The following is a 13,298-nucleotide window of genomic DNA, read 5'->3' on the forward strand; positions in this document are numbered from 1 at the left end:
ACTGAGTTTCTCAGAATCATGCGGAATGGTGATGAGAATGCTGATGACATTGCAGGGCGCTTCACCGGGACGTATACCGGAGCTGATGCGCGATCTTGCAAGTATGGGACAACTTGTGAAATTACCGGCAAGAAGGGAAAGGGCCTTCCCGAGAGTGGTAAAGGAGAGGCCCTGGAAATACCCCACAGCTCCGAAAAAGAGCCAGTCAGTTGCTTAACTGACTGGCATTACTGCGCCCGGGGCCGTTTTCAGCACCCAGACACGACCATAGTGATTGTACCAACCGGCGCGGTGGCCAGCTTCAGGGCCAATCCCCTGATAGATATCGAAGTGTTGGCCTTTGATTGCGCCACCGACATCCAGAGCCACCATTAGACGCAGTTCGTACTGACCATTGAATTTGCCGTTATTATCCAGCAGCGGCACTTCTGCCAGCAAGGTAGTACCTGGTGGGATAAGCGAACGATCAGAGGCAACCGACGCACGGCCAACCAGCGGCACTGCACTTGCCCCTTTCACCGGCGCGAAAGATTGCGGTTTAAAGAAGACGAAAGATGGATTCTGTTCCAGCAGTTCGCGAACTTCGGCTTCACTGTGCGTTTCACCCCAGTGACGAATCGCCTGCATCGACATATCTTCTTTTTTCACTTCGCCACGATCGATCAAAACCTTACCAATACTGCGATAGGCATGACCGTTCTTTCCGGCATAGCTGAAGAAGTTAAGCGGGCTGCCATCGCCAAAATCGATATATCCACTCCCCTGCACATCCATAATGAAGTTATCCATCAGAGAGTTGCTGTAAGCAAGGATATATTTATCGCTCAGTGCCCCCGCGTAGATCTCCGCACGAGACGGCAGACGACCGCGTTTTGGCGGCATACGGTAAATAGGGTACTGAAACTCGCCCTGGCGAGTATGGCGCGCCTGAATTACCGGTGTGTAGTAACCCGTAAACTGCACGTTGCCGTAGTTATCCGCCCCTTCCATCTGCCAGGCGTCAATGCCAAACTGACGCATATTGCGGGTATCACCACCTGCGCGCAGCCACTCCTGCACCGCGTTATAAACATTACTCTGGTTGCCATACAGACGCGGCGACGCGTTACGGATATGGTTAATTTGCTCGGCAAAATCACCGGCGTTAATTGGCGCGCCAACGGCATCTGGCTGGTTCACCAGAGAGAAAGGCTGGGTAAATTTCCCGTCTTTATATTGCTGTCCGCGATCGGTTGGTTTGGAGGAGCAGGCGGCAAGTATCGTTACGACTGCGCCCATAAGAAGGTACTTTACCCAACGTCCTTTCATTGTTCTCTTCTTCAGGTTAAAAAATAAGGCGCAACGAAGATAACAAACCGTTGGGTTTAATGAAATGCGTAGCCGCTCCCTGACGCAAATTTTGCACAAAAAATAGGCTTTAGTGGTTTGTTTTTGTTCAAAAACATCCCAATTCCGTGATCCGGGTAAAAAAAAGGTTGCATGAAAACGCGAGCGGAGTATAGTGCGCATCCACGGACGCGGGGTGGAGCAGCCTGGTAGCTCGTCGGGCTCATAACCCGAAGGTCGTCGGTTCAAATCCGGCCCCCGCAACCAATTAAAATTTGATGAAGTAAAAGCAGTACGGTGACGCGGGGTGGAGCAGCCTGGTAGCTCGTCGGGCTCATAACCCGAAGGTCGTCGGTTCAAATCCGGCCCCCGCAACCAATCAAAATTTGACGAAGTAAAAGCAGTACGGTGACGCGGGGTGGAGCAGCCTGGTAGCTCGTCGGGCTCATAACCCGAAGGTCGTCGGTTCAAATCCGGCCCCCGCAACCAATTATTAAGCACCCTTATGGGTGTTTTTTTATTTCTGCTCTTCCATAAAAAAAGCGCTATTCAGCGCTTTTTTACTATCCCCTTCTCGCCAGCGTCGCCCCATCAGAAAAATACGCTTTAATCCCCGCGAGGATAGACTCTGCAACTTCCTGCTGGAAAGTCGCCGTTTTCAGTTTGCGCTCTTCCTCAACGTTACTGATAAACGCCGTTTCGACGAGAATAGATGGAATATCTGGCGCTTTCAGTACAGCAAACCCGGCCTGCTCGACCTGATTTTTATGCAGCTTGTTGATTTTGCCAAGTTTATTCAGGACTGCCCTACCAAACTTCAGGCTGTCGGCAATGGTCAGCGACTGCACCATATCGAACATGGTGTGGTCGACATAGCGGTCACCGCTTTTGCTCACGCCACCAATCAAATCCGAGGCGTTCTGAGTTTGTGCCAGATATTTTGCCGCAGTACTGGTCGCGCCTTTGGTCGAAAGCGCAAACACGGAAGAACCGCTCGGCTGGCGGCTGGTAAAGGCATCTGCATGGATAGAAACAAAAAGATCAGCACGTTGTTTCTGTGCTTTTGCTACACGCACTTGCAACGGAATGAAGATGTCTTCATTACGCGTCATGTACACCTTCATATTGCCCTCTTTCTCGATCAGAGAGCGCAGACGGCGGGCAATTTGCAATACCACATCTTTTTCACGCGTTTTGTATTTCCCCACCGCGCCGGAGTCTTCGCCGCCATGGCCCGGATCAAGCATGATGACAATAGGACGATCGCGCCCAGCCTTGCCAGGCTGTGGGCCACTCTGCGCAGGCGGCACCTGCTTTTCGAGATCGCCTTTGTTGTAATCCTCCAGCAGTGCCAGCAGTGGATCCTGCATATCCTGGGCATTGACCGGGTAGAGATCCATCACCAGACGCTCTTTAAACCCGGCAACTGGCGCGAGGGCAAACATCTGCGGTTTTACGTTTTGCTTTAACTCAAAAACCATCCGCACGGTTTGCGGATCAAATTGCCCGACGCGTGCAGACTTGATGAACGGGTCGTCAGCACGAATTTGCGCAGCCATCCCCTTAAGCACCGAGTTCAGGTTTACATCTTCGATATCCACTACCACGCGTTCAGGGTTACTCAACGCAAACTGCTTATATTTCAGTTGACGATTTGATTCTACCGTTACACGGGTATAGCTGGACGCAGGCCAGACGCGCACCGCCACGACCTGACTGACCGCAGCCAGACTCACCTGACTTACGCTCAATAGCCACATGGCACCCGCGCCTTGCAGTAAACGACGACGGCTGATTGCAGTGTTGGATCCCGACATGCCTCTCCCGAGCAAATAAATCTAAGCTGTGTAACAAGTAAACGACCAATTTGACCGGAAACTTTAGCGAAAGACGCATATTCTGTCATCTATAAAACGGTAAACATTCTTTTTATATTCACGGCATTACTGATAAAAAAAATGTTCACGCATAAAATTTGCACTTGCACACGGCAAAAAAACAGAATAAAAATACATTAATTTCGAATAATCATGCAAAGAGGTGTGCCGTGGTGAAGGAACGTAAAACCGAGCTGGTCGAGGGATTCCGCCATTCGGTTCCCTATATCAACACCCACCGGGGGAAAACGTTTGTCATCATGCTCGGCGGTGAAGCCATTGAGCATGAAAATTTCTCCAGTATCGTTAATGATATCGGGTTGCTGCACAGCCTCGGCATCCGTCTGGTCGTGGTCTATGGCGCGCGTCCACAAATAGATGCGAATCTGGCAGCGCATCGCCACGAACCGCTGTATCACAAAAATATACGTGTGACCGACGCCAAAACACTGGAACTGGTGAAGCAGGCTGCGGGGACATTACAACTGGACATCACTGCACGCCTGTCGATGAGCCTTAATAACACGCCATTGCAGGGAGCGCATATCAACGTCGTCAGTGGCAATTTTATTATTGCCCAGCCGCTGGGCGTCGATGACGGCGTGGATTACTGTCATAGTGGGCGCATCCGGCGGATTGACGAAGAAGCGATTCATCGCCAACTGGACAGCGGTGCAATTGTGCTGATGGGGCCGGTGGCGGTTTCGGTCACTGGCGAGAGTTTTAACCTGACCTCGGAAGAGATTGCCACTCAACTCGCCATCAAGCTGAAAGCCGAGAAGATGATTGGTTTTTGCTCTTCACAGGGGGTCACCAATGACGACGGTGACATCGTCTCCGAGCTTTTCCCCAACGAAGCGCAATCGCGGGTAGAAGCTCAGGAAGAGAAAGGCGATTACAACTCCGGTACGGTGCGCTTTTTACGTGGTGCAGTGAAGGCTTGCCGCAGCGGTGTTCGTCGCTGTCATTTAATCAGTTATCAGGAAGATGGCGCGCTGCTACAAGAGCTGTTCTCACGTGACGGTATCGGTACGCAAATTGTGATGGAAAGCGCCGAGCAGATTCGTCGCGCAACAATCAATGATATCGGCGGTATTCTGGAGTTGATCCGCCCGCTGGAGCAGCAAGGTATTCTGGTGCGTCGTTCTCGTGAACAACTGGAGATGGAAATCGACAAATTCACCATTATTCAGCGCGATAACACAACTATTGCCTGCGCTGCGCTCTATCCGTTCCCGGAAGAGAAAATTGGCGAAATGGCCTGCGTGGCGGTACACCCGGATTACCGCAGTTCTTCCCGTGGTGAAGTCCTGCTGGAGCGTATCGCAGCCCAGGCCAGGCAAAGCGGCTTAAGCAAATTATTTGTGCTGACCACGCGCAGTATTCACTGGTTCCAGGAGCGTGGTTTTACCCCGGTGGATATTGATTCACTGCCAGAGAGCAAAAAGCTGATGTACAACTATCAGCGTAAATCCAAAGTGCTGATGGCGGATTTAGGGTAAGTGGTTGAAATCGCCAGATGCGATATGCGCAATGCCCGGGGGCATGATAAACACGCTAGCATCGCATCAGGCATTGACGCTCATCGTCGGATGCGGCGTGAACGCCTTATCCGACCTACGTCAAGTCGAAGACGTTGATGGCGGATTTAGGGTAAGTGGTTGAAATCGCCAGATGCGATATGCGCAATGCCCGGGGGCATAATAAGACGCGCATGCGTCGCATCAGGCATTCGCGTTTATCCCCGCGAACTAAATAACGCTGCCAGTCCGCTACGCCGCTCGGTACGTGTGGCGATTGCCGCACTTAATATGCGCTCATCGGCATACAACGATAAACGGCGACGCGCACGGGTCACTGCGGTGTAAACCAGCTCTCGCGTCACGACCGGCGTGCGCTGGCTCGGCAAAATCAACGCCGCATGGTCGAACTCAGACCCCTGCGATTTATGTACCGTCATCGCCCACGTGGTTTCGTGTTCCGGTAAACGACTTGGTTGCACTGACTTGATATTACCGTCCGGCATTGCAAACCAGACGCGCGTTCCTTGCCCGCGATCCAGTGCAATACCAATATCACCATTAAACAACCCAAGGGCGCTGTCATTGCGGGCAATCATCACCGGCCTGCCTTCGTACCAACGCGAGTGCGGATGGCGATGGATTTTGCGCTTCTGTTGCATAAACTGCTCAATTCGCTCATTCAGCCCGGCTACGCCAAACGGCCCTTCCCGCAGGGCGCACAAAAGCTGGTATTCATTGAATGCCTGAATAATTAAATCCGGCTCGGCACGCGCTTGCAGCAGATCCAGATAGCGTCCGTAACCCGCAAGAGCTTCCTCAAGCATCGCAATATAATCTTCGCCACTCTGTAAAATCCGTTTTTCGATATCAGTAAAATCCTGCTGAAAAACGGTTTTTACTGCCGTTTTATCGCCGCGATTGATAGCCGCCGCGAGCTGACCAATGCCAGAATCGCTGCCGAAACGGTAACTTTTTTGCAAAAGGCAGAGACTATCGCGCAAAGATGCCGCCTCTGTGCCACTGCCCGCAGGAACGTAGCTCCCCGTCAGGCGACTTAGCTGCTCCGCTCGTTCTGCGGTAAAGCCCGCATTGGCATAAGCGCAAATATCGCCAAGAACAGCCCCAGCCTCAACAGAGGCCAGTTGATCACGGTCGCCAAGAAAGATCACTCTGGCATGATCGGGCAATGCGTCGATCAATCGTGACATCATGGGCAGATCGATCATTGACGCTTCATCGACCACCAACACATCAAGATGCAATGGGTTACCCGCATGATGGCGTAAACGCTGACTGCCCGGCTGCGCGCCCAGCAAGCGGTGCAGAGTGCTGGCATCTTCCGGAATACGTTTCTTTTGTTCATCCGTCAGCGGTAACTGGCGCAAAGCTTTGCCAAGTGATTCGGTTAAGCGCGCGGCGGCTTTCCCCGTCGGCGCAGCCAAACGGATGCGACAACGTTCACCGTCGGCCATCTGAATTAACGCTGCCAGCAACTTCGCCACGGTGGTCGTTTTACCGGTGCCGGGGCCACCGGAAATCACCGAGATCCGCCTCGTCAGCGCCACCGCTGCCGCCACTTTTTGCCAGTTAATGTCATCGCTTACTGGAAAAAGTTGGTCCAGGGTTTGCGCCAGTAGAGCTTCATCAACCTCAATGGCATGATTCACTTCATTGAAAAAGCGCGCCACCGTGCGCTCGTTACACCACATGCGGTTGAGATAGAGACGATCGCCACAAAGGATCATTGGTGTAGGTTCATCTCCCCGGCTGACCGCGTGTGAAGCCAGCAGACACTCTTCCCAGTTTTGTAGCTCACCGATTTCACTGACGCAGGTCGCCAGGAGCGGGTGCGAGGCTTCGTTGTTCTCCAGCCGTGAAAGCGGCAAACAGACATGTCCTTCCCCGGCATCATAACTTAACAGTGCCGCCGCAAGGGTGACGGCGGGATGTTCATCACCCGCCACGGTCAGGGCAAACTGCACGTCCAGCGGGCGTAGCTGTTTGTGCTCCACAGCTTCCAGTAATTGCTTTTGCAATTTCATTACGCCTCCTCCAGGGTCATACCAGCAAACATCTCATCCATCAGGGCAATCAACCCGGCATCGGGGCGGGTCGCGTAAATCCCTTGTTGCGGATGCTCTTTATCAACGCCGCGCAGGAACAGATAGATAACGCCGCCAAAGTGGCGCTCATAGTCGTAATCAGCAATGCGATGGCGCAGATAACGATGCAATGCCAGGGTATAAAGCTGATATTGCAGATCATAGCGGTGTGCTTGCATCGCCGCTGCCATAGCCTGTTGGGTGTATGCTGAGCTGTTTTCACCCAGCCAGTTGGATTTATAGTCGAGCAGGTAATAACGCCCTTCGTGGCGAAACACCAGGTCGATAAAGCCTTTTAACATGCCACGCACCTGCATGAACTCCAGCGACGGGCAGCCAGCAGAAAGCGGGTCAAACTGGCGGATTAGCGCATCAAGTTGGCTGGCGACGAGCGGTTCACTAATTGGCAGATAAAATTCCATCTCCACCTGTTTATCGCGGGCGGAAAGCTGACTCAGGCTGACTCCCGTTTCATTGAGCGGTGCCTGGAGAACAGCCATGATCCACTCGGTCAACACCGGTTCCCAATGCGCTTCAAAACCGCCAAGTTCCAGTTTTTCCCGCACCCAGTCAGGCTCAACCGGCTGGGTAAAATCCAGATCCTCAAACAAACTGTGCAAGAACGTCCCCGGTGACGCTCCGCGCGGAAACTGATGCGGTGTTAACGTCGGTTCTTCAACGACGCTGACCACACCTGCGGCGTCAACATCCAGCCGTGGCATCAAATCCTGAGCGATACCGTGACCACGCTGCTGCAAACCAGAGTAGCTGGTGACCCGCCAGTTATCGCCAGGTAAACGTTGTAACGTCTTCGCATTCAGTTCTGCTGTAGAAACATCATTAACCTGCCAGGGCTGATTATCACCGGTTTGTGCCGTTTGCCAGGCAATATCCTCATCGCACAATGCTTCAATACAGGCGCGAAGTCCTGCCGCATCCTTTGGTTCCCCTTTTTGCAGCAAGCGTCCGAGCGCACTTTGATGGACGTCGGTGTCACCTTTTTTATCGCCTCGACGGCGCACCAGTGGCGCGACGCCAAGACTGCAATGCCAGACCGAACGCGTCAGCGCCACATAAAGCAAACGCAGATCTTCCGCCAGACGTTCGGCCTCAGCGAGATCGACGCTTTCTGGCGCAGCGTTAAGATCCAGAACAGCCTCAAATGAATGACGATCGTGATAGAACGCCTGATCCTGGACGCGGAAATTGGTAATAAATGGCAACCAGACTAGCGGATACTCCAGTCCTTTCGACTTGTGGATCGTAACAATCTGCACCAGATGTTTGTCACTTTCGAGGCGCATTTGCTGGCTGGACGCGTTACTGTCTGGCTCGAGGATATGCTGTGATAACCAGCGTACCAGCGCATGTTCACTTTCAAGCTGCGTTCCCGCTTCCTGAAGTAATTCACTGATATGTAAAATATCTGTAAGACGCCGCTCACCACCCGCCGTTGCCAGCAGGTTTTCTGCAATGTTGCGCGCCGACATCAGCGCCCGCAGCATTGGCATAACGCCGCGTTTTCGCCAGATTTGTCGATAACCATCGAACTCTTCAACGACTGCATCCCAGGCATGTTCGTCATTATTCAGCATTTCGATATCCAGCGCGTTCAGCCCCATCATTGACGTTGCCAGCGCGCTACGCAGAGTATTTTCACGTTCAGGCGTCATCACTGCCTGCAACAGCCAAAGCATCTCCTGCGCTTCCAGAGTTTCAAAAACACTGTCGCGGTTCGAAAGGTAAACGGAAGGGATTTCCAGCAGCGTTAAGGCATCACGTATCTGGGCGGCCTCCTGGCGGCTGCGCACCAACACACTGATGTCTGAAGCACGCACCGGACGCGCGTCATCGCCATTCATCAACAACGCGTCTCCGCGCTGCCCGGCCTGCAGCCAGTCGCGGATTTGCGCGGCGCATACCTGCGCCATGGTACTTTGATAATCGCCAACGCCGCAGCTTTCGCCTTCCATCAGCCACATTTTCATCGAAGGCTGCGTTTCACCTTTAAATACGAAACGCAGCGCCTGATTTTTCCCAGCTGATTTCACAGGAATAAACGGTATTTCGCGAAACATAAAAGCGTCATCAGTCTGGCTAAAAAGCGTGTTCACACTGTTCACCATTCCTGGTGCGGAACGCCAGTTGGTATCCAACGTGTAATGAGCGTGAACTTCGCTACGCGCCTTCATGTAGGTGAAGATATCCGCACCACGGAACGCATAAATAGCCTGTTTCGGATCACCAATCAGTAACAATGCGGTTTCCGGCTGATGGTGCCAGATGTGGCGGAAAATCCGGTACTGCTGAGGGTCGGTATCCTGAAACTCGTCGATCATTGCCACCGGGAATCGCGTGCGGATCGCCGTCGCCAGCGCCTCTCCGCTTTCGCTACACAACGCGGAATCCAGCCGACTTAACATGTCGTCAAAACCCAGTTCGCCACGGCGGCGTTTTTCACGCGCTACCGTTTCACGGATCTCAGCTAATGCGCGAGTGATCACCAGATCGCGGATCGATAATGGTTCGGCAAGTAATTGATCGATCGCCTCAAACAGCGGATGGCGCGGTGTCTCGCCCCCTGCTTTTGTGCGATCCTCTAAGAAACGCTGAGAGAATTTTTCCAGCGACTCCGGCAACTGATAACTGTTGGTCTCTTCTTCTGCCCAGGCGCTAATCTTGTCAATCCATTTAGCCTGATTGCTACGGTTAAACTTGCGTCGATCAATACCTGAAGATTCGATTAGCGCATCCAGTTCACCTACCGCATCACGCCACTGCTGTTTTACGGTATCGATACGCGCCACAATTTGCGCGTGGCGGGAAGCCAGCGTTTCATCATCGGGCGGCGGCGCTTTAATAACTGGCGCTTCCCCTTGCAGATATCGATTAATATCGCGCAGCAACGCCTGCGGCCCTTTCCATGTTTCAAAGACCACCTGAGCAATTTCACGCGGCAGAGGATAGCAGTGGCGACGCCAGAAATCGGCGCAGGCCTGGTAGCGCAGTAGCGATTCATCTTCAATCAGTTGCTGCTCAAACAACATACCGGATTCAAAAGCATTCAGGTTGAGCATTCGCTGACAAAAACCGTGAATGGTAAAAACTGCCGCTTCATCCATCTGTCGTTCGGCTAACAGCAGCCACTGCGCGGCCTGCGCTTTATCGTCAATCTCTTCCAGCAGGCGCGCATACAGAGGGTTGTCGGTGGTTTCACGCAGACAGGCGATGCGCAACTCATGAATATTGCTACGGATACGACCGCGCAACTCTGCGGTGGCAGCCTCGGTAAAGGTCACCACCAGCAGTTCTTCAACGGTCAACGGGCGGGGAAAGGCAGCAGAACCACCTAGTCCAAGTAACAGGCGCAAATAGAGCGCTGCTATCGTAAAGGTTTTGCCTGTGCCGGCAGAGGCTTCAATCAGGCGCTCACCCAGTAAGGGCAAGCGCAAAGGATCTAGTGTCTCAGCGACATCACTCATTCTTTTCACTCATCAGGGGCATTGTTTGCTGCAACGCGCTGACGTTCTCCCACACTTTCCAGCCTTCAGGATGCACATATTCAGCTTTCCCATTCTGGCTGCCGGAAATCTGCGACAGGATAGCCATGCCTTGCGGCTCGACCACTGCCTGATGGAAGAAATCGGCAAGTTTTTGCGGCGTCAGCAGTTTTATCTGTGCCACGATTTTATCACGCGAATCAAAGCGCATATTGCCGCGATCGAAATCTTTACTTAACTTCGATGCTTCTTCGCCCAGCGTTTGCGGTGCCTGTAGCATCTGGCTGATAACCGCCTGCTGGATTTGCGCGAACTCTTCTGGCTTCATCGCGCGCAGTTTCGCCTCAGCCGTTGGGAAAAAGGCCTTGTAACGATCCCACAGGTACGAAGGCTGTTTATCATTACTTTGCAGTAAGAAGCCCATGCCCCACTGACGTCCCACGCTCATTGGGAACGCGAACACGGCGTACCCCAACTGCTCTTCAGTACGCAACTGATTGTAGAACCACGGTTGTACAATCTGCGCCAACAGAGAACTGTAGGCTGAACTGGTGTATTCATCATAGCCAGTCGGTACAAATACTGCTGCCAGTGCGGAGTCGGTACTGTTACCGGCTTTTTCAAAAATGACGGACTGTTTTTTATCGACCAGGACATCTTTGTTACGACACCACTCTGAGCCATCAGCCCCTAACTGTTTTTGCACATCGCGCGCCAGCGTTGTTGCCTGGGCTTCGGTCATGTTGCCGATAACCATGAACTCTGGTCGTGCCCCGGATTTTAAGGCGTCGCGATAGGCCATCACCTCTTTCAGGGTGATAGTGGGCAAAATTTTACGGCGCTCATCTCGCGAGAAGTACGGCACCTGCGAGAGCATCTGCGCGGGCATAATCGCCTGCTCAAACGCTTTGCCTTTTTCTGCGGAATCCATCATCTGGTTATACCAGGATTTCGCCTGTTCAAGCTGCTCTGGTGTAGCGGTATAGCTAAAGTAGCCCTCCAGCAGAGCCTGAAAAAGTTGCGGCAGACGCTGAGTGTAACCATTAGCATTAACCATAAGGCCGTTGTTAGCATTGGTGGAAAAACTAATGCCGCCAACCGACGCCTGGTTGCTTAACTGATCAAGCGCCAACCCTGCGAGATAATCATTGAGCGCAAACATCACCTGGTTGCGGGCGCTGTCCATCGCTTTCGGGTTACGCAGAATCAGGCTGACATCGGCTTTTGGTTCGCTGGCAAAATAGCGACTCGGCGCATACACCACACGCAAATTGGATTCATCAACAATCAGCTCTGGATGGTCGTATTTCTTCTCTGATTTAATCAGCGAGAAATCGTCAGGAATATAGGGATTAAGCTCCGGCAGGGAGAGCGCTATGTCGGCAGCTTTTTTCTGCCAGTCAGCGAAAGTTTGCTCGCTGATTTTATCGACCTGATACGGCGCATCGACAAAGTAAGCCATTTTATTGTGTGGCTCTTTCGGGCTGATATACCAGATACGCGCGTTTTGCGGCGTCATCATCGCCAGACGTTCTTTTACTGCTTTAGCATCATACTGATCGGCTATATTGACCGCGTCCAGCGTATGCTCAACGGGAACGCGAATCATGGTATCTGCCAGCCACTCGACGTAATCCATATCACGAGTGATTGACGGATAACGGAAATCGATATCCAGCACATTCGCCAGTTCATCGAAATACTGTTTATCAATCCCTTTTTCGCGTAACAGATTGAGGTAGCTGAAAATAGCCGCTACAACCTGATCGCGATTAGCCAGACCTTTATCGGTTAAGGACGCAGAGATCGCTAACACGCCACTGTTGCCATTGACGATAGGATCGGAGTTGGCGCTAATGCCCTCAACTAATCCCTGTTTTTGCAACCAGTCAGAAAGCGTTCCTGGGCTGCGATTGCCAATCAGATAGGTAATTAACTCATCAGTTTTACTACGGAACTCCGCCGAATTGTTATCGATGCGAAACTCGACACGCAGCACTTTACGCGGCAACGCCGGGACGTAATGAATGATAATGCCCTTTTGTGCATCGGTGACTACCGGCACGGTGATTTCCGGTTTTTTGCTCTCTTTGTTCGGCACTCGACCGAAGGTGTCCGCCGCCATCTTCGCCAGCTCCTGCAGCGGTTTGTTACTGTAGATAACAGCCTTCATCAGATTGGCGGAGTAATATTTCTCATGGAAATTTTTCAGCGCCTGCTGCACCGGATTACCGGGTTTGTCGCTTAAGGTTTCCAGGTTGCCACCAGAAAACTTTGCACCAGGGTGGGCCGGGTTAATGGTTTCTGCGCTGACCTGCGCCATACGCATCCCGTCACGCGTGCGCGCCATAGTTAATTCGGCGTTCACTGCATTACGCTCACGTTCGGCATATTTCTTGTCGAGTAAAGGTTCCGCAATGGCGTCCGCCAGGCGGTCTACCGCCCCTGGTAAGGCGTCATTTTCCACTTCCAGATAGAAAGCGGTGCGATACGGTGCCGTGCTGGCGTTATGACTGCCACCGTGCATTTTGAGGTATTCGGCCAGACTGTCAGCCTGCGGGTACTTTTTCGACCCCATCAGGCTCATATGTTCAAGATAATGTGCCAGCCCCTGATAAGCCTCGGGATCTTCCAGCGATCCAACGGGCACCACCAGTGCAGAAAGGGATTTTACCGCCTGCGGGTCAGAAACCAACAATACCACCATGCCGTTATCCAGACGCACAGCCTGATACTGACGGTTATCTTTATCACTTTTACGGATGGTTTCCTGAATCGGCTGCCATCCCGTTTCTGCTTGACTTAAGGGTGCCCAAAGGGCAACAAACAACAGTACTGCTTTGAACCAGGTGCTGCGGGGCATTCACGGACCTCATTATCAACTTTATTTTTCAGCCAGATTCAACACGTTAACGTAAATCATCCGGCAGAATTTAATCTCGCGCTGAACAAGTCAGCCTATGTCTATAT

Annotated in this window: 6 protein-coding genes, 3 tRNA genes and 1 pseudogene; 5 read left to right on the forward strand and 5 right to left on the reverse strand. The window is 52.4% G+C overall.

Annotated elements, in window-relative coordinates; genetic code table 11:
* Positions 1–217, forward strand: a pseudogene (locus A9587_RS10240) (IS4 family transposase); the annotation flags it as partial.
* Here the strand turns inward: A9587_RS10240 and mltA are convergent.
* Entirely contained in the window at positions 214–1,308 is a 1,095-nt protein-coding gene (mltA, locus tag A9587_RS10245) for a murein transglycosylase A (protein ID WP_105264081.1), read from the reverse strand. The pseudogene A9587_RS10240 and the gene mltA overlap by 4 nt on opposite strands.
* Before the next feature lie 208 nt (positions 1,309–1,516).
* Here mltA and A9587_RS10255 point away from each other — a divergent pair.
* The 3 genes from A9587_RS10255 (at position 1,517) to A9587_RS10265 (ending at position 1,815) form a co-directional block, all read left to right on the forward strand.
* Positions 1,517–1,593, forward strand: a tRNA-Met gene (locus A9587_RS10255).
* A 34-nt stretch (positions 1,594–1,627) separates the two neighbouring features.
* A tRNA-Met gene (locus A9587_RS10260) sits at positions 1,628–1,704 on the forward strand.
* Between the two features lie 34 nt (positions 1,705–1,738).
* A tRNA-Met gene (locus A9587_RS10265) sits at positions 1,739–1,815 on the forward strand.
* Between the two features lie 74 nt (positions 1,816–1,889).
* Here A9587_RS10265 and amiC read toward each other — a convergent pair.
* Positions 1,890–3,143, reverse strand: a complete 1,254-nt coding sequence (amiC, locus tag A9587_RS10270; RefSeq protein WP_000016909.1) for an N-acetylmuramoyl-L-alanine amidase AmiC — start codon at positions 3,141–3,143, stop codon at positions 1,890–1,892.
* Between the two features lie 230 nt (positions 3,144–3,373).
* On the opposite strand from amiC, the gene argA reads away from it, so the two are divergent.
* Positions 3,374–4,705, forward strand: a complete 1,332-nt coding sequence (argA, locus tag A9587_RS10280; protein ID WP_038355694.1) for an amino-acid N-acetyltransferase — start codon at positions 3,374–3,376, stop codon at positions 4,703–4,705.
* A 236-nt stretch (positions 4,706–4,941) separates the two neighbouring features.
* Here argA and recD read toward each other — a convergent pair whose 3' ends face one another.
* From recD to ptrA, 3 genes are read right to left on the reverse strand one after another with little or no spacing between them, the layout of a single operon-like run.
* Entirely contained in the window at positions 4,942–6,768 is a 1,827-nt protein-coding gene (gene recD, locus A9587_RS10285) for an exodeoxyribonuclease V subunit alpha (protein WP_000775997.1), read from the reverse strand.
* Positions 6,768–10,310, reverse strand: coding sequence for an exodeoxyribonuclease V subunit beta (gene recB / locus A9587_RS10290; protein ID WP_001516984.1), 3,543 nt, complete (start codon positions 10,308–10,310; stop codon positions 6,768–6,770). The genes recD and recB overlap by 1 nt, the downstream gene beginning before the upstream one ends.
* Complete coding sequence (gene ptrA / locus A9587_RS10295) at positions 10,303–13,191, reverse strand: pitrilysin (RefSeq protein WP_001516985.1); 2,889 nt, start codon at positions 13,189–13,191, stop codon at positions 10,303–10,305. Before ptrA ends, recB begins: the two co-directional genes overlap by 8 nt.
* Positions 13,192–13,298 lie beyond the last annotated feature (107 nt).

This window comes from Escherichia sp. MOD1-EC6162 (assembly GCF_002965125.1).
GTDB lineage: Bacteria > Pseudomonadota > Gammaproteobacteria > Enterobacterales > Enterobacteriaceae > Escherichia > Escherichia marmotae.

Bases quoted from the DNA above. Each gene is read 5' to 3' on its own strand.
- ptrA (WP_001516985.1), bottom strand. From the start codon at position 13,191: ATGCCCCGCAGCACCTGGTTCAAAGCAGTACTGTTGTTTGTTGCCCTT.
- amiC (WP_000016909.1), bottom strand. From the start codon at position 3,143: ATGTCGGGATCCAACACTGCAATCAGCCGTCGTCGTTTACTGCAAGGC.
- recD (WP_000775997.1), bottom strand. From the start codon at position 6,768: ATGAAATTGCAAAAGCAATTACTGGAAGCTGTGGAGCACAAACAGCTA.
- recB (WP_001516984.1), bottom strand. From the start codon at position 10,310: ATGAGTGATGTCGCTGAGACACTAGATCCTTTGCGCTTGCCCTTACTG.
- mltA (WP_105264081.1), bottom strand. From the start codon at position 1,308: ATGAAAGGACGTTGGGTAAAGTACCTTCTTATGGGCGCAGTCGTAACG.